This window comes from Shouchella oshimensis, assembly GCF_004375095.1.
GTDB classification, from domain to species: Bacteria; Bacillota; Bacilli; order Bacillales; family Bacillaceae_D; genus Shouchella; species Shouchella oshimensis.
On the sequence record NZ_SNUX01000001.1, the window covers coordinates 202,827 to 226,387 of the forward strand.

Genomic DNA, 23,561 nt, shown 5'->3' on the forward strand with positions numbered 1-23,561 from the left:
ACAATAGAAATAAGATGACAGAAATAAGGAGGAAACAACGATGGCAATGAGAGATGTATTAAATAATGTTTATTCTTTAGGGGTTGGAGCGGCATCTGCTAGTAAAGAGCAAATCGAAAGAACGGTAAACGAACTTGTTCAACGAGGAGAGGTAAAACGTTCAGAATCGAATCAGCTTGTTGACGACTTAATGGAAAAAGGTAAAAAAGCGCAAAAAGAAGTGGAATCAATGATTACTGAGCGGGTAAAACAGTACCTAGTTTCCATGGATATTCCTACTCAAGCAGAGGTGGATGCACTGAAAGCGAGAGTCGCTATTCTTGAAAAGACCCTGGACAAACAAAATCAAGTGCACTCAAATGATGATTAAATAGCAAGAGAGGACCGTACCAATGCTAAAAAAAAGAATGCGGTATCTATCAAGGTATCAAGATATTATTACAGCTCTTTATCACTATGGCTTTGGTCAAATTGTCCGAGACATGGGTTTGCTTGAAAGACGTAAACCGAAACGTTCTAAGAAAAAGAAAGACACTGACCTCTCTGTAGCAAAGCGAATTCGTTTATTGCTAGAGGAGCTTGGTCCAACTTTTATTAAGCTTGGTCAACTCGCTAGTACACGTGCTGATCTCTTCCCTCAGCACGTGTTAAATGAATTAGAAGCGTTACAAGATAATGTGCCGAGTTTTCCTTATGAAGACGCAAAAGAAATTCTTGAGCAAGAGTTGGACACTCCCATTGAACAATTATTTCGCTCTTTTAACAAAGAGCCTTTAGCAGCAGCGTCTATTGGGCAAGTACATGAAGCGGAGCTGCCGACAGGAGAAAGCGTCGTTGTCAAAATTCGTCGCCCCTATATACAACGTATTATTGAAACAGACTTGGCTATTTTAGAAGACTTGCTTCTACTAGCTGAGGAACGGGTTACGTGGGTAAAAAAATTCCGTCTCATTGACTTGTTTCACGAATTTGCAAATGCGTTAAAAGAGGAGATTAATTATAAAAACGAAGCGCAAAATGCTGAGCGTTTAAAACGTCAATCTAAAAATCAACCAACCATGTACTTTCCTGTCATTTATTCGGCTTATTCATCTATGAAAGTGCTCACTATGTCAAAGGTTGAAGGAACGAAAATTACTGAAGCTACATATGAAAAAGGCTATGACCAAGAACTTGTTGCTGAGCGACTTGCCACTGGTATGTTTGAACAAATTTTCGCTCATGGATTCTTTCACGGTGACCCTCATCCAGGTAATATCTTTGTCACTAAAAACAATGATATTATCTTAATTGATTTTGGTATGGTCGGTCGATTATCAGATGACATGCGTCATAGCCTTGCGCTACTCGTTCAAGGATTAAAGAGTAGACATACAGATCGAGTGATGAAAGCATTATTTGCAATGGATATTGTTCATGAAGGAGTCGATCAAGCGCGCCTCCATGACGACTTAGATTATCTTCGCTTAAAGTACTATGATGTTCCGATGGCGGAGATCTCTATCGGAGAAGCTGTTCAAGACTTATTCGCCGTCGCTAACCAGCATGATTGTTTAATTCCTCCAGACTTGACGATGCTAGGAAAAGCGCTATTGGCAGTCGAATCGATTGTTTCCCATATTGCTCCCTCCATTGCGATTATCGATATTGTGGAACCTTTCGGGAGAATGTTAATTAAGGAGCGTTACGATCCGAGACGATTTGCACGTAAAATGCAAAAAGAGTCACAGGAGAGCTTTGAAACCATTCGCCTTCTTCCAAAAGACTTAAGTCAGACATTAAAAGAAATTCGAGACGGGAAGTTAAAAGTTTCCATCTCAATCGGAGAGATAAAAGATTTAATAAAAAAAGTTGACCGCATCAGCAACAAGCTTGCTTTTTCGGTTGTATTATTGTCTTTTAGTATTATTATGACCGGGGTTATTATTGGAGGATCATTAACAGCTGAACCAACTATATTATTACAAATTCCTGCAATTGAAGTTGGTTTAACGATTACATCACTTATGTTCCTTTGGATTATTTGGGCCATCTTTCGATCTGGTCGTTTTTAGATACAAAGAGAAAGTAGAAGGTTGATACTATGGTTATTGAATTTGCAATGCCAACTTATTTATTTGCAGCACTGCTTGTTGTCAATATTTTATTTGCGGTCATTCTTATCTTTATTGAACGAAAAGATGCACAAGCAACGTGGGCTTGGCTACTTATTTTGTTTTTTATTCCTCTTGTTGGCTTCATCATTTATATTTTACTCGGTCAAACGTTGACAAGAAGAAAGATTTTTCAATGGGAAGGGATTAAAAAAGTCGGTCTCGATCACCTCATTGAACAACAAAAAAAAGACGTACTTGATGCCAATTTTCGTTTTAAAAGTAATACAGTGGATGAAAACCGTGACCTCATCTATATGCATTTAATGAACAATGATGCTATTTTAACAAAAGAAAATCACATCGACATTTTCACTGATGGAGAAAAAAAGTTCAATCAACTGCTTACGGATATACGTAACGCAAAAACGTTTATTCACATTCAATATTATATTTTTCGGTACGATGGCATCGGTAAAGAGATTATTGATGCCCTTACAGAGAAAGCGAAAGAAGGCGTAAGAGTAAGGCTTTTGTATGACGATCTAGGATCTCGATCCATGCGAAAAAAATACTTAAAAGCGTTTCGTGAAGCGGGTGGAGAAGTTGGGGTATTCTTTCCTTCAAGATTTACTATCGTAAACTTACGATTAAATTTTCGGAACCACCGTAAGCTTGTGAACATTGATGGTGTATGTGGTTATGTAGGTGGGTTTAATGTCGGTGACGAATATTTAGGTAAGAAGAAAAAATTTGGCTACTGGCGTGATACCCACTTAAGGATTGAAGGGCCTGCACTTGCAGCGATTCAAACAAGATTTATATTAGATTGGAATCAGGCAGCAAAGGAATATCATATTTCCTATCACAGTCGCTATTTTCCTGATATCCCTCCGAATGGTCAATCAGCGATGCAAATTGTATCAAGTGGACCTGATTCTGAGTTTGAACAAATTAAAAATGGTTACTTAAAAATGATTATGGATGCTAAGAAATCGATCATTATTCAAACACCATACTTTATTCCTGATAAGACGCTACTTGATGCCCTTCAAGTGGCAGCCCAAACTGGAATTGAAGTCAAAATTATGATCCCGAACAAACCGGATCATATGTTTGTTTATTGGGCAACAACATCACACATTGGTGAAATGTTAAAAGTCGGTGCTAAAATTTATATTTATGAAAATGGTTTTATTCATAACAAGGTGCTTGTTGTAGACGAACGGGTTAGCTCTGTTGGAACCGCGAATATTGATCAACGCAGTTTCAAACTAAATTTCGAAGTAAACGCCTTTATATATGATTCTTCTATCGCTAGACAGCTCATCCATGATTTCGCTGAAGATGTAAATGTGTCCACACTTGTTACAACAGAACTCTATGAAGCTCGAGGGAAACGTGTGCGGTTCAAGGAATCGATCTCTCGTCTGCTTTCGCCCATTTTATAGGTAAAGATCCTGTAAACTCGCTTGGATATGTTAACTAAAGCAAATCGGCTCTCCAACGTCTCAATAGTGACGTTGGAGAGCAATTCTGAAGCTAACCTTATGCTTTTTTCCACTTCAGTTCCTTTGCTTTTCTAAACCTCTCCTCAACAGCTTTCCAATTAACGACCTTCCACCAATCACTTATATACGCTTCTCGTTTATTTTGGTGCTTTAAGTAGTAAGCATGTTCCCAAACGTCGAGCACAAGAAGTGGAATTTGATCTTGTTGAGATAATTGCTGGTGCTTTTCAGCCTGTAAAATCTCTAGCTGTTGGCCACGAGGTGCCCATACTAGCATGGCCCAGCCGCTCCCCTCGACTTTAGCCGCAGCAGCTGTAAAGTGTTTTTGCATCTTCTCAAATGATCCAAATGAAGCCTCTATCGCCTCTAATAGTGTTCCAGCTGGCTTTCCACCACCATTCGGTGCCATCACTTCCCAAAATAATGTATGCAAGTAATGCCCTGCACCATGAAAAGCAAGCTCTCTCTCCCAATGTTTAACTAACTCGTATTGATCGGTGTCTCTCGCTTTGACTAGTTCCAATTCAGCTTTATTTAAGCCATCTACATAGCTTTTATGATGAATTTGATGATGCAGACGCATTGTTTCCTCATCAATATAGGGCTCTAATCCATTATAAGGGTACGGCAATGGTGGTAATACATGATTTCCTGAGCGATGACGAAGCGTCACAGGACATTGTTCATTCATCTCTTGCCAGACTTCATATACAACAGCAGCCGCTTGATCGACAGATGGGTCATTTCCTACTATGGCTTCGTGTAGCTGTGCTCTCGCATGATAAAACTGCTCAAGCAATTCCCGATTCGTTCGATTCACTAACTCCTGCTGTTGCTCTCCCCAAAGATGGTCTAAATGGTCACACCACTGTCGGACAGCTTGTAAATGTGTATCCACACGTCTTCACCTACCTTTTCACTAAAACGATATGCGCAATAGCTCGTTCCTGTGATCATTGCCTATCCTTTTATAAAAAAGATGAGTCCCTTCTAAAGAGACTCATCCTGACTATCGTTTATTCATCTTCTAAATGATGGAGCTGTTCAAAGAAGAGATCGGTATCTTCTTCTACACGATCACTTGTCAAATCTAGTTCTGCTAGACTAGGTAAATCTTCTAATGATTCTAAATTAAAATGATCAAGAAAATAACGTGTTGTCCCAAAAAGAATTGCTCGTCCTGTACCGGATACACGACCTTGTTCTTCGATTAATAATTTTGACAGAAGGGATTGAATCGCTTTATCCGATTTAACGCCTCGAATGTCATCGATCTCAATTCTCGTAATGGGTTGCTTGTATGCGATAATCGCCAACGTTTCGAGGGCAGCGCGTGATAATCCCCCTTGAATAGGTGAGGCTGCTAACTTTTTATACAAATCAGCATGCTCCACTTTTGTAGTCAAACGGTAACGATTTCCTAGTCTTGCCAAACGAATACCGCGGTTTGTTTGGTTCATATCTTGCTTAAGTTGCTCTAAACAAGCAAGAATATCTTCTTCTTCTGATTCTATAAGGCTTTTTAATTCTGCTAAAGAAATTCCTTCGTCTCCAACAACAAACAAAAGACCTTCGACTTTTGCCAATAATTCAGCGTTCATGCTTGTCTCCGTCCCGTAAAAAAATCGTAATTTCATCAAAGCTTTGATCTTGAACACAATAGATGGTAGATGTTTTAATTAACTCTAGTATAGCTAAAAACGACACAATTGTTGATGAGCGATCATCCTGTTCAACTAAATCTGAAAAACGTGTCGGACCAGACATCTCATCTAGTTTATCCAGTAACTCAACAATACGCTGTTCAACAGACTGCTCTTCTGTATGTACCACTTTCGTTTTAGGACGATTCCACGCATTTCGTTGAAGCATCTTTTGAAATGCTCCAAGCATATCAACAAGAGTAACATGCTGAATTTGCAGCTGTCTCTCTTCTTCGTCTGTTAGAAAGTGATCTAATTCTTCTGGTTTTCTCGTATGTAAAGAATGGCGTACTTCTTCTTGATCTTTTAAATGTTTCGCTGCTTCTTTATATGTCTTATATTCAATAAGTTGTTCAACAAGCTCGTCTCTAGGATCCTCTTCTACCCATTGCTCGCTTTCATCAAATAGCTCTTCTGGCTTTGGAAGTAGCATTTGACTTTTGATTTGTAACAACGTCGCCGCCATTACGAGATATTCACTAGCAATGTCTAACTCAAGCTCCTGCATCGTGTGAATAAACTCTAAATACTGATCTGTAATGGTTGCGACTGGGATATCGTAAATATCCACCTCAGCCTGTGAGATTAGATGCAACAATAGATCGAGGGGGCCTTCAAATAATGGCGTCTTTACGTTATAAATCGTCATGTCTATTCTCACCAATCATTTTATGTTAAGTATACCATAATCAATTTTTTGTACCTTTTCAAGAATAAACTCGAAAGGAGTCGAATGTTCGTGTATCCACCTCATTATATAGCATTTCTTACCTATTTTCATGTTGAACGTGACTATTTTGAATGTCATGAAGTCTTAGAGTTAGAATGGAAAAAACAAGCCGATCCAGATCGTTTATCTCCATGGGTGATCCTCATACAAATTGCAGTTGGCCTTTATCATGAAAGACGCGGAAACGAAAAAGGAGCAAGAATTCTCTATAGTCGAGTTGAAAACCGCTTAAGGGAGCGCTGTTTTCACCTTGAAGACTTAGGTATAAATGAGAAGCAAGTACAGCAAGACATGCACGAACGCTCTCATTCAGTTGGTCAAGCAACGTTTACTGATTATGACTTACCACTTTGTGATCCTTTCTTAATAGCCATCATCCAGCAAGCAAAACGTTCTAAACAAACCTCTGTCCTTACATATGAACAACTCGTTCATAAACACCGTTATCATCATAACAAAAAGGAAAAAAGGAAGAAACCCAACTAGGTTCTCTTCCTAACTTTTCATTTTATGTCACTAGTGGGCTCACTTTTTTTAGAAATATAATAATAAGCCATCCCTACAAAGACACTACCACCAACGATGTTTCCTAACGTCACAGGAAAAAGATTAGCAACATAGCCTGATAGAGAAATCGCCTCAACACCAGGGTTGTGTAGGAGCGCTAAGTGAAATAAGCCCATGTTGGCGACACTATGTTCATAACCAGATGCAAAAAATGCAAAAATAATCATAAACACAACAAACAACTTCGCCATCTCGTTCTTTAAACGCATTGGTGTCCAAATCGCTAAACAAACGAGCCAGTTACAAAAAATGCCTCTAAAAAACAATTCAAGCGAATCGGTCGTCATTTTTTTCTCAGTTACATATAGTAAGTAATGCCCTTCTGTCATTCCCGAAAAAATACCGGTCATATAGACAAGCCAGGCTATAAACAATGCCCCAACAAGATTGCCGCCATACGTCCATAGCCAATTCCACAACGTATCTTTTAACGTTGTCTTCTTTTGAAGCGTTGATACGGTGTAATAAAGAATGCTGCCTGTGAATAAATCAGAGCCTGCGTAAATAACGAGCAACAGCGCAATTCCAAAAGCAAACCCCATTACAAGGGGTGTTAATGCAGGAAGAATTTGAACAATCGGGTCTCCAATAATATAGACTAAAACAACTGCTACTGTAACATAGCCTCCTGCCAGCATGGCCGATAAGAAAAACGCTAGTTTACTATGTGCCAGCAACGCTTTTTTCTTTATAGCTAATGTGATAAGTTCATTTAATGTTTCTTTGTAAATCGTTCTCCCCTACTTTCTCTTAGTTGACCATTTTTTATTGTAGCGTAGGATTATCCTTAATGAGAACGAGAATATGACAATTTCCGCAATCCATTTAATGGAAAATACTCTTTCCAGATTACCTGCAAAGAGTATAGATGAAATCATTTATTTTGAAAATTGCTTTGCTAAATTTACCATCTCAATTGCCGCAGTCGCTGCTTCCCAACCTTTGTTCCCTGCCTTCGTGCCTGCTCGTTCTACTGCTTGCTCAATGGAATCCGTAGTCAAAACGCCGAAAATAACCGGGATACCACTCGTCATATTTAACTGAGCGACCCCTTTTGACACTTCTCCACATACATAGTCAAAATGAGGGGTTGAGCCTCGAATAACCGTTCCAAGTGTGACAATTGCATCATACTTTCCTGAATCCGCCATTTGTTTCGCGGCAAATGGAATTTCGAATGCACCTGGAACCCAAGCAACATCAACGTCACTTTCTTGAGCGCCGTGTCGAATAAATGCATCTTGCGCACCACTTAATAATTTACTTGTAATAAATTCATTAAAACGTCCTACTACAATTCCAATCTTTAAATCTGTTGCCACTAAATGACCTTCAAATACTTTTCCCATTTGTTTACTCCTCCTATAAATGAAGCATATGCCCTAATTTGTCTTTTTTCGTCTTTAAATAGCGTTCATTTTCAGCAAAGCCTGCCAGCTGAAGTGGTACTCGCTCTACAATTGTTAGATCGTAGCCTTGCAAGCCTGCAATTTTCCGCGGATTATTCGTCAGTAACTTTAATTGTGTCACACCTAAATCCTTTAAGATTTGCGCTCCAACACCATAATCCCTTAAGTCTGCTGGGAATCCTAGTTTTTCATTTGCTTCAACAGTATCAAACCCTTTTTCTTGGAGTTCGTAAGCTTTGAGCTTGTTAATAAGTCCAATACCTCGCCCTTCTTGTCTCATGTACAAAAGAATGCCTTTCCCAGCCTCTTCGATTTGTTTAAGAGCTGCGTGAAGCTGTGGCCCACAGTCACAACGCTTTGAACCAAAGACATCCCCTGTTAAACATTCTGAATGGACACGTACTAACACAGGTTCTTCGTTCGTTATATCGCCTTTAACTAGCGCAATGCTTTCTTTGTTATCTAACGTGTTTGTATAAGCAACTGCTCGAAACGTTCCAAATTCAGTTGGTAAGGCAAGATCTGCTTCACGTTTAATAACAGACTCTTGTTTACGACGATACGCAATTAAATCTTTGATCGTTACAAGTGGAAGCTTGTGTTTTCGAGCAATCTCTTTAAGCTGGGGGACACGTGCCATCGTGCCATCATCATTCATAATTTCACAAATGACTCCAACTGGCTCAGCACCGCTAATTCTAGCAAAGTCAACTGCCGCTTCCGTGTGTCCTGCTCGTCTTAAAACACCTCCGTCTTTTGCAACAAGTGGAAAGATATGGCCAGGGCGTTTAAAATGAGCTGCAGTAGCCTCTCGATTGACAAGAGCTTGTACTGTATACGCACGCTCTTGTGCAGAAATGCCCGTTGTTGTTGCAACATGATCAACACTGACAGTAAAAGCAGTCCCATGAGAATCGGTATTTTGGCTGACCATCTGTTCTAGCTGCAGTCGCTGTGCTTTTTCTTGAGAGATTGGTGTGCAAATGAGCCCGCGCCCATAGGTTGCCATAAAATTAATGGTTTCTGAAGTGGTATGCTCCCCAAGAGCGACAAAATCACCTTCATTTTCACGATCCTCATCATCACAGACGATAATAATTCCGCCAGCTTTTAACGTCTCAATGGCTTCCTCTATTGTATGAAACATAAGCACTCTCCTCTTTACATATACCCATTCTGTTGTAGCAGTTCAGCCAAATTATGCTTAGGAGCAGATTCGTCAGATACCGTTACTAATCGCTCAACATATTTTCCAATCAAATCACATTCAATATTTACTTCATCGCCAATTGCTAATGTTCCCATAATGGTTTCATCCAGTGTGTGCGGAATAATCGAAATCGTAAAATGACTGTCTTTAAGACCAAATACCGTTAAGCTCGTGCCGTCAACCGCCACTGAACCTTTTTGAACGATATATTTTAAAATACGTTTAGGTGCTTGAATATCAAAGTAAACGGCGTTATCCACTTGCTTTCTACGAACAACGGTTCCTTTTCCATCAATATGACCAGAAACCATGTGCCCGCCAAATCGGGATAGCGGCGACATGGCTCGCTCTAGATTAACCGGTGTAGACGTACGTAATTGACTTAACGTAGTCCCTTGAAACGTCTCTGGCATAACATCAACAGAGAATTCCTGGTCGTTAAATCCAGTGACTGTCAGACATACACCATTAACAGCAATACTATCCCCTAACGACACATCTTCAAGAACCTTTACCCCTTTAATACTCAATTTCATTCCTTGATTTTGTTTTTTTATTTCTGTAATCGTTCCTTTTTCTTCAATAATACCAGTGAACATTGAACCCCTCCTCCATACAAAAAACCCCCAAAGCTTTTACTTCGGGGGTTCACTAAATAAAACGACACTCATTGCTTAGGATTACAAAAAATCCCATACACAAATAAACGTCCATTCGACTGTATTCTCGTTAAACTTCTCCCATCCAGACTTTCACTGTCGGCTCTGGAGTTTCACCAGATCCACCGTATAAAAAATACGGGTCACGGACTAAAAGGCTTTTAGCCTTATCACCGCCGGTAGGGAATTTCACCCTGCCCCGAAGTTAAGTATATTTAGTTGTCTTGTTATCATAGTTCATTGCAGTCGCTTAAATGCATATATATCAGTAGTTTAAGCGGCTTTTCTATCTGTTTTTCGTTGCTTCTGTAAACTGCGACCTATCACAATATACGGTAGTTTCCTGCCGAGAAGTCTACCAATTTTCCTACTACAGAGCTATCAGTTCATTGATCGCTAACTCGATTTGATCATAGCATCGGTCAAATAAAAATGCAAGGCATACGTTGTTAGAAGCTATACTTATTTGAAAAATATGGTTTATTCGTTCGATTTCGTTGCTTTTCTTATAAAGATAGGTCAAAATAAGAGAGTAAACGATTTCATTCTTGTGGGGTGAATAGATAAAAATGACTGAACAGATCATGTTTTCAAAAAAAGAAAATGGAGTTGGAATTGCGACACTTTCTAGAGAAAAAGCACTACATTCGTTAACATTTGACATGATTTCAGCGCTCTATACACAACTGAAGCGGTGGGAAACTGATGAGAACGTACGTGTCATTCTTTTAGAGAGCACAGGAACTAAAGCATTCTGTGCTGGGGGTGATATTAAGGCCCTCTATCAAGCAAAGAACAATAAACAAGCATTTGATCAAGCAACAGCCTTTTTTACCCTTGAATATGAATTGGATCTCTACATAGCGAACTACCCTAAACCAATTGTAGTCCTTATGGATGGCATTGTAATGGGAGGCGGAGTAGGCTTATCATATGGAGCAAGTCACCGTATTGTTACAGAGCGTACAAAATGGGCAATGCCTGAAGTAAATATTAGCTTTTTTCCTGATGTTGGTGCCTGTTATTTTCTTAGCCAAACACCAGATTATACAGGACGATATGCTGCATTAACAGGGTCTGTCTTAACTGCCTCTGACGCGATTTCCATTGGTTGCGCAGACTATTATATAGAAAGTGACACACTAGAAACATGTAAACAAGAACTCGTAACCCACCATTGGGACGACTATGAAGAAGTCACTTCTCAAAGCGTGCATTTATTTTTGCAGTCGTTTATTCAAGAACCGACACAAAGTGAGCTTATGATGAACAAAGATGACATCCATAAACATTTTTCTTTTAAAACGATTGAAGACATTTTAACGTCGCTCCATAATGATTCAAGTCGATTCGCTCAAGATACGTACACATTATTGGAGAGTAAATCGCCGTTGTCTCTAAAAGTAACCCTTGCGCATTTGAAGCAATCAAAAGCGTCTTCACTTGAGGAAACGTTTGAAACCGATAAAACCTTGGCTAAGCATTTTCTTCAGTGTGACGATTTCTATGAAGGGGTGTATTCGATCTTAATTGATAAATCTCATAAACCAGTTTATTCGTATGAGACCGTCGCTGAAGTCCCTGATGAGCTTGCGCTTTCGTTTTTCCGCGAACATTAAAAAACCAGGATGGGCTATCTCCATCCTGGTTTTTTAGTGCTAGCCTTCAAAATACTCTTTATAGAAACCAGCCATTTTGCCAGTGTTATCAATGACAAAATAAAACTCGTCGGTTTCGTTCTTTAACTCATACTGCTTTCCTACTGTTAATACTTCATTTACAACATATTTCTTTGCATCTGTATGAACACAAGTTAACATCCGAAGTGTCGGTGTGTCAGTCCATTGCTGGTGTATCATGACTTCATTCCTCCTCTACCTCGTTTATTGTACAAGAAAGAAGGCTAGCATGCTAGCCTTCTTTCCATTACCCTTCTAATAACAATTGTTCTGGGTCTTCGATCATATCTTTAACTTTTACTAAGAAACTAACTGCTTCTTTTCCATCAACGATTCGATGGTCGTATGAAAGGGCAAGATACATCATCGGACGATTTTCAAAACGTTCATTATCGATGGCTACCGGTCTCATTTGGATTTTGTGCATACCTAAAATACCAACTTGAGGAGCATTTAAAATAGGCGTTGACCAAAGTGATCCAAAGACTCCACCGTTTGTAATCGTAAATGTACCACCCTGCATATCGTTTAGCTGCAGTTTATTATCACGCGCTTTCTTACCTAAATCACCAATGCCACGCTCAATTCCTGCAAAACCTAATCGATCTGCATCTCTTAATACAGGAACAACTAAACCAGTATCCGTTGAAACGGCAATACCGATATCATAGTATTTTTTAATGAGGAGCTCATCTCCTTGAATTTCCGCATTAAGCAATGGAAATTCTTTTAAAGCACCAACAACAGCTTTTGTGAAAAAGCTCATAAATCCTAGCTTCACACCGTTTTTGTCTAAAAACGCATCTTTACGACGTTTACGTAAATCCATAACGGCTGTCATATCGACTTCGTTAAATGTTGTTAACATTGCAGACGTTTGCTGTACTTCTACTAAACGTTTAGCAATCGTTTGACGACGACGAGACATTTTCTCACGCTCAGTCGGCTTCGTTGGATCGTCCGCTGATTGCGTTAGTGCCGGCTTCTGTGGAGATGCCGCTTTTGATTGCGCTGGTTTGTCTTGGTGCGCTTCTACATCCTGTCGACGAATTTTACCTGTAGGATCTGTTGGTGTAATGGCATCAAGGGAAATGCCTTTTTCACGTGCTAACTTACGCGCAGCAGGTGAAGCCAAAGGACGATTGGTTGTCGATTGTGCTTCTTCCTCTTGCTTAGCAGGCTCTTGTGACTTCGTGTCTGCCTGCTTTTCAGTAGCCGGTTGCTTTTCGTTTGTGTCTTCACTCGTTGACGAGCTGCCTCCAGCTTGGCCACCTTCATCAATAATAGCGATGACTTCACCAATTTCTACTGTGTCGCCTGGCTCCCGTTTAAATTCTTTTATAACGCCGGATGTTTCTACCGGGATTTCAGCATTTACTTTATCTGTTTCAAGTTCAGCAATAAACTCACCTTGTTCAACGTAATCGCCTACTTCTTTTAACCATTGTGAAATGGTTCCTTCCGTAATCGATTCACCTAGCTCTGGTACTTTAATTTCAGTCAATGTAAAATGCCTCCTTAGTTTTTGCGCGTCACCGATTCTGTGATGATTCGTTTTTGTTCCACTTTATGAGCGTTTGATACGCCTTCCGCTGGACTTGAGCGGAATGTACGTCCAATGTAACTTAACGGGACATCTTTCGGTAAAATTTCTAAGATTCGTGGTTCCATAAAGGACCACGCTCCCATGTTTTTCGGCTCCTCTTGCACCCATTTTACTTCTTCTAAATTAGGAAACTCTTTTAATAGTTCACGAATGGCTCGACGTGGGAACGGATAAAGTTCCTCTACTCGAATGATATGGAGCCAGCTCCAATCCTCGTCGTGCTTTTTAATATGATCTTGCAGTTCAATCGCCAATTTTCCACTTGTTAAGATAATTCGCTTCACTGCTTGACGATCTTTTCCTAAAATCGGTTCTTCTAAAATAGGCTTAAACTCGCCATCCGCAAATTCAGCTGTTGTGGAAGCAATGTTTTGATTTCGCAATAAACTTTTCGGCGTCATAATAATAAGAGGACGGACTGTATTTTTCTGCAAAATTTTTGCTTGTCGTCGCAAAATGTGGAAATACTGGGCTGCCGACGTACAATTAGCAATCGTCCAGTTATTTTCAGCTGCAGAATTCAAGAATCGTTCTACACGCCCACTTGAATGCTCTGGTCCAGCTCCTTCATAGCCGTGTGGTAAAAGAACAACTAATCCAGATTTCTGGCCCCATTTTGCCCGTCCAGCAGATACCCACTGGTCAAACATTACTTGTGCACCGTTGACAAAATCACCGAACTGAGCTTCCCACAGGACTAACGTTTCTTTCGAAAAGACATTGTAACCGTATTCAAAGCCTACACATGCCTGCTCGGATAACGGACTATTGTAAACCGCAAAGGAAGCATTTGCATCATCAAACGATTGGAGCGGTGTGTACGTTTCGTTTGTTTCACGATCATGTAAGACAAGATGACGGTGAGCGAACGTACCTCGCTCCGTGTCTTGACCGCTTAAACGAATTGGTGTACCGTCGTGAATGATAGACGCAAAAGCTAACACTTCCGCTAATCCCCAGTCAACACTACCGTCTCCATCAAACGCATTCGCACGTCTTTGCAGGATTTTCTTTAGTTTTTCGTTTGGATTAAAGCTTTCCGGCCAATCAAGTAGCTGTTCATTAAAAGATTGTAGTTTGTCTTTTTCTACATTCGTTTTTACTTTGGGTAAGCCGTCTACAATAAAATCAGGTGGACTTAATTCGTAGTTTCGCTCGGCTTTATCAGCATTGACCTTGTTGTATTCTTCAAGTAAATAATCATACATATCTGTATCGAGTTTCTTTACTTCGTCTTTCGTTAACACATTCTCTGCTTGTAGTTGTTCAGCATACAAGGCTCTTGCTGTAGGGTGTTTACGAATTATAGTATAAAGCTCCGGTTGTGTAACCGCTGGTTCGTCTCCCTCATTATGGCCGAAGCGACGATAACCAATTAAATCGACTAGGAAATCCTTCTTAAACTCTCTACGGTATTCAACAGCGAACTGGATTGCTTTCACACACGCTTCAGGATCATCTGCATTCACGTGGAGAATAGGGATTTCAAAACCTTTTGCAGGATCACTTGCGTATGTAGTAGAGCGAGAATCGTACGCTTCTGTTGTATAACCTATATTGTTGTTTGCAATAATATGAAGGGAACCACCAACTTGATACCCATTTAAACGACTTAAATTTAACGTTTCAGTGACAATTCCTTGTCCAGGAAAAGCTGCATCTCCGTGTATTAAGATGGAGTATGCACGACGTGTATCTTGTGTCGGTTCACCACGCTTACTACGATCCTCTTGAGCTGCGCGAGCATACCCTTCGACAATCGGTGAAACAAACTCTAAGTGACTTGGATTATTCGCTAGTGAAACGATTGTTTCAGAACGCTCATCATCGACAATTTGGCGATCAGCACCTAAATGGTATTTTACATCGCCTGTCCAGCCCGAATAAGTTTCACCAAGTCCTTCAGATGGCGCGATTAATTTGTTTGGCGCTTGCAAGAATTCAGCAAAAATGGCTTTAAACGGTTTTCCTAAAGTGTGTGCAAGCACATTTAAGCGACCACGGTGTGCCATACCAATCATGACATGGTCGGTTTTTTCTTTGCGGACTTCATTAATCGCCATATCTAACATTGGCACCAATGAGTCTACCCCTTCAATGGAAAAACGCTTTTGCCCTACAAACGTACGGTGAATAAATTTTTCGAAGCCTTCTACGGATGTTAATCGCTCTAGTAAGCTCCGTTTTTCCTCTGTAGACAAAGCATCTGCAAACGTTCCTGATTCCACCTTGTCTCTTAACCACTTTCGCTCTGTTTCGTCTTGTACATGACCAAACTCACATGCCATTGTTTTGGAATAAACATTGCGTAAATGTTCGATAGCTTGCAAACCGTTTTTGACATGCGATGGAGCTTGTGGACAAATATAGTCCACTGGTACATTCTTAAGTTGTTCTTCAGTAACATTAAAGCGTTCATAACTAATAAGGTCATCATTTTTATGAGTTTTCCATATTGGTTGAATGTCCGATGCTAAGTGACCTTTGGCACGAATAAAATCTGCCAGCTTCACAGCACCGACAACGGCGTTTATCATGTCCGAGCCTATTTCTTGATTCACACGATCTTTAGTGAAACTAACAGATTCTTCTAAAGAAGGTGGTCCCCATTTTTCAAAATGTGCTCTTGTTTCTTCATCTACGGAATTTGGATCTTCCGTATATTGCTCATACAGCTCTATTACAACTCCGAGGTTCGGACCATAAAATCCTTGCCAAGGTTTTTCCGGGCTGTTTTCCTTGCTGGACATGTGTGATAGACCTCCTAAAACAATAGTTTGCATCACAAAAGCGCAAACGTCTATTTTCAAGCGCTTACAGAAATATAGTACCATTTCCTACTGGTTTACTCAAAACATTCGCATTGGATTATTTTATTGCGCCAGTAAAAAACGGTCACCTAAATTTTAGCGCTTTTGCGCAATAAAATCTAGCCTTTTTAACGATGATTCTTGCAATTTCGCCAAAAAGCGCTTTCTTTTTTATTGAAAATGAAGAATTTCGAAGCAAAAGCATACTCACTCCTCAAAAACAGTCGGTGAAGCGATCCCGAAAAAACATACTTTTTAGCGACTGCAGTAAAACAAGCCCTCCCTTTATTTTTAAGAAAAGAGCGTGTGTGTAATTCGGGAAAATTGAACATACTAACGACCTAGTTGTGGATACTACTTATCGAGGTGATCAGATGTACGAATTCGAGCTTCACTCTGTCCATAGCACTATTCCCTGTTATGTCATTAATGATAATGAATCAAACCGATATGCGATACGTACGTTCGATACAAGTGGAGCGGTGTTTGACTCAACACACGCTCTCCTACAATGGGTGAAGCAAGAGTGGAAGGCGGAGGACTTTATTGACAAACAGGCTTTTCAAACGATGTTGTCTGAACTTACTTCTTCTTTAACCGAATCAAATACCAACCACCTTCTTTAATTAATGCCCGTTCTTCGACGACTTTTACGTTCGCTTGTTTTGCCATATAGGCGACTTCTTTCCTTGTAGGCAAAGGGTGCATCTCATTATGAGCCGTCATAAAGCTATTAAACGCACTGGCAAAGCGTTTGCCATGCTTTCCATCTGCAAGTGGTGTGATGAGGATCATTTCTCCTTTTTTTCTCAACACATCCGTTGCTTTTTTAATAAGAGCAAGCCTTTCTACAACTGTGAAATAATACAAAATATTATTTAACATGACGGTGTGATAGCCTTTTCTAAAACGCATTTCTTTAAAATCTCCTTGATCGATGCTGACGTTTTCGAATGAATTCTCCTCATTCGCTCGTCGGCAGACATCTTGATCAATTTCAACACCGTGAAATTGAATCGTTGGAAACTGCTTTGCCAACGTCATTATATAGCCACCTAAGCCGCATCCTACGTCCAGAACCGTCTTGCTTTTTTGCTTTTTTAAGAGGGATGCGACTTTTGGAAGTGTAACGGCTTCCAGAAGTTTTGACGTTTCTGCTACCATGCTTGCGACAGGTGTTGACATAGTTTTTTCTTGTCGAACAAGTTCTTTTTTATAGTTTAGTAACGTGGGAATGTGCAGTTCAAACATTTCCTCCAGTAAGATTCCGACTGATCGTTCACTTTCTTTTGTTAGATACGTGACCATTTCTCGTTTACTTTGTATCTTTTTTTTGCTCTTTTTCTTCAAATGACCAACGGCTATACCTACTTCAACCCATCGGCTAAGCAACACTTCATCTAAGTCGTACTTATTTGCTATGTTCTCAACTGTCTCTGGCTTTTTAAAGTATTGAAATAAGTTTAAGCTGTAGCCTAGGTGAGCATGCCAAGTCATAAGAAAGGGTTCGGTTTGCTTCATCCATTTTCGTGCATGCCACATTCTTCTTAAATGAATATTTTCCACTTCTCTCACCTCATCTGTTGTCTCCAAGGGTAATCGTCGTCTAGTCCGTATTGATACTGCTCCATTTGGTTTACAACCCTTGTGGTTTTACTACGCTTTACTAATGTGACACTATCTTTAACTGAAAACGGCCAAAAACCGAGCCCTGATATGTTAAACAAATATTTTGCTAATAATGTTTCATTATTTAAAAGTTGTTTTAACGCAAAGGTTCGACTTCTTTGCCACGCTTTCCCTTCTTTTCCATACGCTAGTCCACCTAAATGAGAGAGGTTCATAATCGCCTTCACTCTTTTTCTATGAACAGATTCATAATAGGTTAAAAATTCATTGCCCTTTCGTTTTTCATATAAGTCAATTAATAATTCACCTAGACAATCAGCACCTTGAATCGCTAAGTTCATGCCTTCACCTGCCATTGGATGGACACTATGAGCTGCATCCCCAATTAACGCAATGTTGTCTTTTACATAGTGGTTGGCATGTTGACGAATTGGGACCATGAGTTGAATGGCTCTCCATTCTTTCACGGTTTGTACATGTCCATCTAATGCTGGAAATAGCGAGACATAATGATCATAGAACAATTGTAGTGGTTCCTTTCGCCACGCTTTATATTCCCCTTTTCGAATGAGGTAAACCGTTCGCACATACCCATTCGGTAATGGAAATAAGCCTAAGAAACGATCTTTCGTTGCTATTAAATGTCCATGCTTTACTACATCAGGAGCAGGAAAGGATACCGTTAAAAAATCATGCTCGTATACGTGCCTTTTCCGTTCGATTCCAGCTTGTTCTCGCACTCGTGAATTTACGCCTTCTGCTCCTATAATATACTCAAATGCTACAGTCCTTTTTTGTTTCCCTTGTTTAATAAAGGCTCTATTCTCTTCCATTTTCTCAAATGTTGCAGGCTGGAGAAGAGTAAAAGTGTCATACCGTTTAACTTCTTTAAGCAATAACCGCTTAATGTCACTATGGGGCAGCATAGCAGCGTACTGGAAAGGTGCTGGTAACTGTTTATAATCCATTGAGGATCGCAACATCGGCTGTAAGTGCACATTCAGTTCAGACGTTTCAATCGTAGAAAAAGTCGTCCAAGCAGTTGAGAATGATTCATAAATACCTGCACGCTCAAACAATTGGATTGTCTTTGGTTGAATAAGCTCGCCTTTATACGCATGACCAAGGTGAGGGCTTTTTTCCACCATGATGACATCTATACCACGCTTTACTAACTTTAGTGCTACGGTAAGACCAGCAACACCTCCACCAACAATGAATACTTGGGTTTTCATCTTCTCACCTCATTTACTCCCATGCACATTCCCTTATTTTTATAAAACCAAACGATAGCCATTGTTACAACGCTTTTACTCGTGGTAAGATGGACAAGTACTTTTTCAGTGGAAGAGGTTAGACAATGAAAAAATGGCTCTATTCCATTCTCATTTTGATGGTTGTCTTTGTTGGTATAGCGATTCTTCTTTTTGAACAAAATGATCGTTTTCGACAAGGTCTTTACAAAGCAATCATTGCAGAAAATCAAATTCCAGAAGACTATATCCCTGTTTATCATGAAGCTGCAGACACGTATAGTATTCCTTGGGAGCTTCTTGCTGCTGTTCATCGAGTAGAGACGATTTTTTCTACAATGGAACCAATGGAAAGCCCTGTTGGTGCTCTAGGTCATTTTCAATTTATGCCTAGAACTTGGGTTGGTTGGACGTATCCCGGTGTAGATGACATTGGCAATGTAGCTGACGATGTAGACATTACAGACATTGAGTTAATTGAAGAGCACAACGGTTATGGTACAGATGCTACTGGTAACGGAGAAGCCGATCCTTTTAATTTGCACGATTCAGCTTATGCGGCAGCTCGTTTTCTCTCAGAGCATGGGGCAGTAGACGGCGACTATGAAGATGCGTTGTTTTCTTACAATCGAAGTGATGCATATGTAGAGGAAGTGATGCATTATTTTGAAACCTATAAAGAAAATTATGATCCTATACAACTCTATGGTAAACAAGAAGCAGATGAAGCGAAATAAACGAAAAAAAGCAGTCCAACCATCGTCATAAAAAGACTTGGGTGGACTGCTTTTTATTGAGCTATAACTGGTTCCTCTTTAACAAATTCAATAGGTGATGAGGGAATATAGCCGTCTGGCTTTTGCTTATAACCGATTAAATCGTTGTCCGAATCGCATGCGGTTACGATTAACATTGACAGAATTCCACTAACAAGGATCCATTTTCTAATTCGCCAGTTGTACAACTGGCTCCACCACCATGTTAACATTGCCAGCCAATGCTCTTGAAATCATACACGATTTCTCTGCCTGATGCGCGATCTTTTCTGCTCGCTCTTGATCACTCTGTTTCTTTAATGTGACAATTGGTCGATGAATAATTTCTTTAAACGTAAAAACATTATTTGTCACATCCACTTTTGCTTCAGAGGAAAGTGTTAATGAAACTTTTTCGATATTGGCTCTTTCTAACATAGCTGCGTACGTAATAACGAAGCATGTCGCTGCTGCACCTAACAGCATCTCATCAGGGTTTGTTCCCTTCCCTGGCCCATTCATCTCGCTAGGAATAGAGATTGTAGACTCTAATGCACCGGTTTTTATTACCCCTGTACTATTCCTACCTCCATTCCAGCTACATTCAAGATAAAAATGATGCACCATATAGAATACAGTCCCTTCCTTTACTAGTCATCTCTTTCGGAATAGTTCTAGCATAGCACGCTCATTGGAAAGCGAGCAATCCCTCTAAAAAAGTGCCTCCTTCTTTTCAAAATAGCTAACACTAGTAGTGGACTTGTACGATAATAAAAAGGAGTAATTAAAACCCAAGAAAGCAAGAACATTTTAATAAGGTCGTACATTTGCTAGGCTAAAAATAGTACTGTCAAATTGTTAAGCAGACTTTCAACTAAATTATTTTTCTGAAAAAGGTTTCAAATCAGACAGAGGGGGAAAGAGAACGTATACTGTAAAAATGTTTATGAGCGGGGGATTTGAAGTATGTTACAACAATTAAATGATCAATTATTAATCGAGGCTTGTGAGCTTGCTGAAGAACGAAATTTAAATCGTGATTTTGTAGACATTTTAAAAGAAGAGTTAGAAAGAAGAGGTCTTGGTGTCTCTAGCTAACGTTTATAAAATTTCTTTTTTTTTACATGTTACATTTTGACTCAATTTCTCAGTACATTCGTTTAATAGCATGTGAAGTATGTTTAATAGAATAATTTGTTTCTTTCATGCGGACACATCCGTAATTGTAATCATCGACACTCCTAGACAATATTCCCGATATCTCTACATCTAAACCTTTATTAAGGACTTTTTTAAAAAAGTCCTTATTTTTATAGCCTGCCAATCTTCTGCTATAAGAAATCATCTTATCCTAAAGGTTCCATTTCTTTAGAAAGAGGTTGGGACAAAAGTAGATAGACAGACCAAAATGACGAACATTCCTAAAATAGGAACGTTCGTCGTTTGTTTTATATAAAATTAGCGGAAGGAGAATCCAAGACTCCTGGGGGATCAGCACGTGTCTGAAGACTCTGGAGTGGCGGTTTTCCACGGAGGAGGCTGAGGCCGTGTCCCCGGAAAGCGAAGGATTCTCCTGTAGCGCTGCTACTCTTTTCAAATACTACTTTTCGTTATGTCCCAGCCTCTTTTTACTTATCGATTCGTAATTGTTTCTGGGTACATATCATGATTCATTAAGCGATAGTTCGCCATTTCTTCAAATCTTGTTTCTTTTTTTCCGTAATTGCAATAAGGATCGATTGAAATACCGCCTCTTGGCGTAAATTTTCCCCATACTTCAATGTAACGAGGGTCCATCAGTTGGATTAAATCATTCATAATTGTGTTAACGGAGTCTTCATGGAAGTCACCATGGTTTCGAAAACTAAATAAATAAAGTTTAAGTGACTTACTTTCAACCATTTTCACATCAGGAATGTAGCTAATATAAATCGTTGCAAAATCTGGTTGATGGGTTTTTGGACATAACGTCGTAAACTCAGGGCAGTTAAATTTAACAAAATAATCACGATTTGGATGTTGGTTGTCAAAGGTTTCTAGCACACTAGGATTATACGAAAACGCATATTCAGTTCCTTGGTTTCCTAGTAGCGTTACATTCGTTAAGGTTTCTTCTTTTCTTCCTGTCATGTCTACTTTCTTCCTCCTACACGCCTCTCTTGTTTCCCCACAGCAATGTATGTAGCTGCGGTAACACACGAACACGATTCATTTCTTTATCATTCATTGTCCAGTCAATTAACTGTTCATACTGTTGTAATAAATCCTGCATTAGCTTCTGCTGATCAGCCGTTGTTGGATCTTCATTTCCAACTTGTAAATAAAACTCATATGCCGGAAAACGATGATGAACTTCTTTAGCAAAACGATAGTCTGTTTTATTAAAGACGACTACTTTTAAACTTACTTGTCTTGTATCGAGTTGCGTTAAGCACTTGTTTAATGTTTCCCAGTTTGTTTTCATTCCAGAACTTGGAGGCTTAGGGCTGATTGTCACGGCATCAATTTGTTTGAGCCAATCTTGCCAAAACGTTCCTTGTGTTTCTACCGCCGTTTGAATACCTCTTGCTTGCAAAAGGTTCACTAATTGGCCGATTCCCTTATGCAACAATGGATTTCCACCAGAGATGGTGACATGACCGTAAGAGGCAGGGGCAAGTGTATCTAAACGCTCAATAATTTCTTCAGCTGTTAAGGCTTCACTTTTTCCTGTTCCGTCCCATGTAAAAGCTGAATCACACCAAGAGCAACGATAATCGCAACCACCTGTTCGAACAAACATGGTCTTTTGGCCAATGACCGCTCCCTCTCCTTGTATCGTAGGGCCAAATACTTCAAGTACGGGAATGACACTACTCATGATGCGCTCTTTTCGGACGATAAACCACATAGCTCGTTGGCGTCTCACGAACAAATACTTGTATACACGTTGGCGCATTTGCCATTGTTTTTAGTAAGTCTTCAATTATCATATAAACGATTTTAGCCACATTCTCTGTTGAAGGCAGCACATTATGAAATAAAGGGTCTTCATTTAAAAGCTGGTGATCAAATCGATCGTGAACGAGTTGTTTTAACTGCTTAAAATCCACAAGAAACCCAGTATCATTTAAATGATCCCCAGCAATGGTAATATTGATCGTATACGTATGACCATGAACCCGCTGGCATTTTCCAGCCTCTTCATGATCGATATAATGAGCCGTTGCCAGCTGCATATCCTTATTTAATTCAAATGCATATGAATGGGGGGTAGTTGGATAGATTTGTTGGATCATACAGATGCCTCCCCTTTTTGCAAATAAGCTTGAAGACCATTCATTCTTAATTTACAAGCTGGACATCTTCCACACCCATCTCCGATTACACCTTCATAGCACGTTAATGTCTTCTCACGAATAAAGCGAAGTTTTCCTAGCTGATCTGCCATCGCCCATGTCTCTTCTTTATTAAGCCACATCAAAGGTGTATGAATCACAAATTGTTCATTCATTGCTAAATTTAACGTGACGTTTAACGATTTAACGAACACGTCTCGGCAATCTGGATAACCGCTAAAATCCGTTTCACAAACTCCTGTGATGATGTGCTTTGCGCCAAGATCTTTCGCCACTACCGCTGCAAAAGATAGAAATAAATGATTCCTTCCTGGTACAAATGTGTTTGGTAATTCGCCTTCTTGTCCTTCTTCAATGGCAATCGTTGGGTTTGTTAGTGCATTGGCATTTAACTGCGAAAGTACTTGTAAATCAATTACTTTTGCTCTCACACCAGCCTCTACTGCAATCGATTTTGCCACTTTAATTTCATTTTTGTGCCGTTGTCCGTAGTCAAAAATGAGTACCGATACATCCGTAAATTGTTCGAGAGCCCAAAAAAGACAAGTGGTGCTATCTTGTCCACCACTAAACACAACAATGGCTTTTTCTTTCTTCATGCTTCATTTC

The 23,561-nt window shown here is 39.7% G+C and carries 25 protein-coding genes and 1 riboswitch; of the genes, 7 read left to right on the forward strand and 18 right to left on the reverse strand.

Going from position 1 to position 23,561, the window contains the following annotated elements; all coding sequences use genetic code 11:
• Positions 1-40 precede the first annotated feature (40 nt).
• The 3 genes from E2L03_RS01040 to cls are packed head-to-tail and all read left to right on the forward strand — an operon-like array spanning position 41 to position 3,544.
• Positions 41-370: a phasin family protein gene (locus E2L03_RS01040; protein WP_241741925.1), complete on the forward strand. Its 330-nt coding sequence runs from the start codon at positions 41-43 to the stop codon at positions 368-370.
• 22 nt (positions 371-392) lie between these two features.
• Positions 393-2,054 (forward strand): ABC1 kinase family protein, encoded by a 1,662-nt coding sequence (locus E2L03_RS01045; RefSeq protein WP_134258449.1) that lies wholly within the window; start codon positions 393-395, stop codon positions 2,052-2,054.
• Between the two features lie 29 nt (positions 2,055-2,083).
• Positions 2,084-3,544, forward strand: a complete 1,461-nt coding sequence (gene cls, locus E2L03_RS01050) for a cardiolipin synthase (RefSeq protein ID WP_124742166.1) — start codon at positions 2,084-2,086, stop codon at positions 3,542-3,544.
• Positions 3,545-3,641: 97 nt separating this feature from the next.
• Here cls and E2L03_RS01055 read toward each other — a convergent pair whose 3' ends face one another.
• The 3 genes from E2L03_RS01055 to E2L03_RS01065 form a co-directional block, all read right to left on the reverse strand.
• The gene (locus E2L03_RS01055; RefSeq protein ID WP_243839497.1) at positions 3,642-4,502 is read right to left on the reverse strand and encodes a superoxide dismutase; all 861 of its coding nucleotides are present in this window, start codon (positions 4,500-4,502) and stop codon (positions 3,642-3,644) included.
• 118 nt (positions 4,503-4,620) lie between these two features.
• The gene (gene scpB / locus E2L03_RS01060) at positions 4,621-5,205 is read right to left on the reverse strand and encodes an SMC-Scp complex subunit ScpB (protein WP_055737618.1); all 585 of its coding nucleotides are present in this window, start codon (positions 5,203-5,205) and stop codon (positions 4,621-4,623) included.
• The gene (locus tag E2L03_RS01065; protein ID WP_038480407.1) at positions 5,195-5,956 is read right to left on the reverse strand and encodes a segregation/condensation protein A; all 762 of its coding nucleotides are present in this window, start codon (positions 5,954-5,956) and stop codon (positions 5,195-5,197) included. The genes scpB and E2L03_RS01065 overlap by 11 nt, the downstream gene beginning before the upstream one ends.
• 84 nt (positions 5,957-6,040) lie before the next feature.
• Here E2L03_RS01065 and E2L03_RS01070 point away from each other — a divergent pair, with 84 nt between their 5' ends.
• A complete protein-coding gene (locus E2L03_RS01070; RefSeq protein WP_078440107.1) occupies positions 6,041-6,523 on the forward strand; it encodes a DUF309 domain-containing protein in 483 nt (160 codons plus the stop codon).
• Between the two features lie 17 nt (positions 6,524-6,540).
• Here E2L03_RS01070 and E2L03_RS01075 read toward each other — a convergent pair whose 3' ends face one another.
• The 4 genes from E2L03_RS01075 to ribE form a co-directional block, all read right to left on the reverse strand.
• A complete protein-coding gene (locus tag E2L03_RS01075; protein ID WP_124742168.1) occupies positions 6,541-7,335 on the reverse strand; it encodes a formate/nitrite transporter family protein in 795 nt (264 codons plus the stop codon).
• A 147-nt stretch (positions 7,336-7,482) separates the two neighbouring features.
• Positions 7,483-7,953, reverse strand: a complete 471-nt coding sequence (ribH, locus tag E2L03_RS01080; protein ID WP_038480412.1) for a 6,7-dimethyl-8-ribityllumazine synthase — start codon at positions 7,951-7,953, stop codon at positions 7,483-7,485.
• A gap of 13 nt (positions 7,954-7,966) precedes the next feature.
• Positions 7,967-9,160 (reverse strand): bifunctional 3,4-dihydroxy-2-butanone-4-phosphate synthase/GTP cyclohydrolase II, encoded by a 1,194-nt coding sequence (locus E2L03_RS01085; RefSeq protein WP_124742169.1) that lies wholly within the window; start codon positions 9,158-9,160, stop codon positions 7,967-7,969.
• A 14-nt stretch (positions 9,161-9,174) separates the two neighbouring features.
• Positions 9,175-9,822, reverse strand: a complete 648-nt coding sequence (ribE, locus tag E2L03_RS01090) for a riboflavin synthase (RefSeq protein WP_124742170.1) — start codon at positions 9,820-9,822, stop codon at positions 9,175-9,177.
• 129 nt (positions 9,823-9,951) lie between these two features.
• A riboswitch (FMN riboswitch) is annotated at positions 9,952-10,093 on the reverse strand.
• A 358-nt stretch (positions 10,094-10,451) separates the two neighbouring features.
• On the opposite strand from ribE, the gene E2L03_RS01095 reads away from it, so the two are divergent.
• Entirely contained in the window at positions 10,452-11,501 is a 1,050-nt protein-coding gene (locus tag E2L03_RS01095) for an enoyl-CoA hydratase/isomerase family protein (RefSeq protein WP_134258450.1), read from the forward strand.
• Between the two features lie 39 nt (positions 11,502-11,540).
• Here E2L03_RS01095 and E2L03_RS01100 read toward each other — a convergent pair whose 3' ends face one another.
• The 5 genes from E2L03_RS01100 to E2L03_RS01125 all read right to left on the reverse strand — a co-directional run bounded on the left by E2L03_RS01100 (position 11,541) and on the right by E2L03_RS01125 (position 18,841).
• Complete coding sequence (locus tag E2L03_RS01100; protein ID WP_134258451.1) at positions 11,541-11,741, reverse strand: DUF6501 family protein; 201 nt, start codon at positions 11,739-11,741, stop codon at positions 11,541-11,543.
• Between the two features lie 67 nt (positions 11,742-11,808).
• Complete coding sequence (odhB, locus tag E2L03_RS01105; protein WP_038480427.1) at positions 11,809-13,065, reverse strand: 2-oxoglutarate dehydrogenase complex dihydrolipoyllysine-residue succinyltransferase; 1,257 nt, start codon at positions 13,063-13,065, stop codon at positions 11,809-11,811.
• Positions 13,066-13,079: 14 nt separating this feature from the next.
• Positions 13,080-15,917 carry a 2-oxoglutarate dehydrogenase E1 component gene (locus E2L03_RS01110; protein WP_124742172.1) on the reverse strand — a complete coding sequence of 946 codons (2,838 nt, stop codon included), beginning with the start codon at positions 15,915-15,917 and terminating at the stop codon, positions 13,080-13,082.
• A 642-nt stretch (positions 15,918-16,559) separates the two neighbouring features.
• The gene (locus tag E2L03_RS01120) at positions 16,560-17,570 is read right to left on the reverse strand and encodes a class I SAM-dependent methyltransferase (RefSeq protein WP_208394322.1); all 1,011 of its coding nucleotides are present in this window, start codon (positions 17,568-17,570) and stop codon (positions 16,560-16,562) included.
• Positions 17,549-18,841, reverse strand: coding sequence for an FAD-dependent oxidoreductase (locus E2L03_RS01125; RefSeq protein ID WP_134258454.1), 1,293 nt, complete (start codon positions 18,839-18,841; stop codon positions 17,549-17,551). The genes E2L03_RS01120 and E2L03_RS01125 overlap by 22 nt, the downstream gene beginning before the upstream one ends.
• Before the next feature lie 125 nt (positions 18,842-18,966).
• Between E2L03_RS01125 and E2L03_RS01130 the strand changes: the two genes are divergently transcribed.
• Complete coding sequence (locus E2L03_RS01130) at positions 18,967-19,596, forward strand: lytic transglycosylase domain-containing protein (RefSeq protein WP_038480436.1); 630 nt, start codon at positions 18,967-18,969, stop codon at positions 19,594-19,596.
• 53 nt (positions 19,597-19,649) lie between these two features.
• Here the strand turns inward: E2L03_RS01130 and E2L03_RS20800 are convergent, their stop codons facing one another.
• Both E2L03_RS20800 and E2L03_RS01135 read right to left on the reverse strand, forming a co-directional pair.
• The gene (locus E2L03_RS20800) at positions 19,650-19,772 is read right to left on the reverse strand and encodes a hypothetical protein (RefSeq protein ID WP_269083184.1); all 123 of its coding nucleotides are present in this window, start codon (positions 19,770-19,772) and stop codon (positions 19,650-19,652) included.
• Between the two features lie 31 nt (positions 19,773-19,803).
• A complete protein-coding gene (locus E2L03_RS01135; protein WP_134258455.1) occupies positions 19,804-20,241 on the reverse strand; it encodes an OsmC family protein in 438 nt (145 codons plus the stop codon).
• A gap of 339 nt (positions 20,242-20,580) precedes the next feature.
• Here E2L03_RS01135 and sda point away from each other — a divergent pair, with 339 nt between their 5' ends.
• The gene (sda, locus tag E2L03_RS01140) at positions 20,581-20,712 is read left to right on the forward strand and encodes a sporulation histidine kinase inhibitor Sda (RefSeq protein ID WP_078440106.1); all 132 of its coding nucleotides are present in this window, start codon (positions 20,581-20,583) and stop codon (positions 20,710-20,712) included.
• Positions 20,713-21,246: 534 nt separating this feature from the next.
• On the opposite strand, the gene queF is transcribed toward sda, so the two are convergent.
• From queF to queC, 4 genes are read right to left on the reverse strand one after another with little or no spacing between them, the layout of a single operon-like run.
• Positions 21,247-21,744, reverse strand: coding sequence for a preQ(1) synthase (gene queF / locus E2L03_RS01145; protein WP_038480442.1), 498 nt, complete (start codon positions 21,742-21,744; stop codon positions 21,247-21,249).
• Between the two features lie 16 nt (positions 21,745-21,760).
• The gene (queE, locus tag E2L03_RS01150) at positions 21,761-22,474 is read right to left on the reverse strand and encodes a 7-carboxy-7-deazaguanine synthase QueE (protein ID WP_038480445.1); all 714 of its coding nucleotides are present in this window, start codon (positions 22,472-22,474) and stop codon (positions 21,761-21,763) included.
• Complete coding sequence (gene queD, locus E2L03_RS01155) at positions 22,467-22,892, reverse strand: 6-carboxytetrahydropterin synthase QueD (protein ID WP_134258456.1); 426 nt, start codon at positions 22,890-22,892, stop codon at positions 22,467-22,469. Before queD ends, queE begins: the two co-directional genes overlap by 8 nt.
• A complete protein-coding gene (queC, locus tag E2L03_RS01160; RefSeq protein WP_124742178.1) occupies positions 22,889-23,551 on the reverse strand; it encodes a 7-cyano-7-deazaguanine synthase QueC in 663 nt (220 codons plus the stop codon). The genes queD and queC overlap by 4 nt, the downstream gene beginning before the upstream one ends.
• Positions 23,552-23,561: the final 10 nt, after the last annotated feature.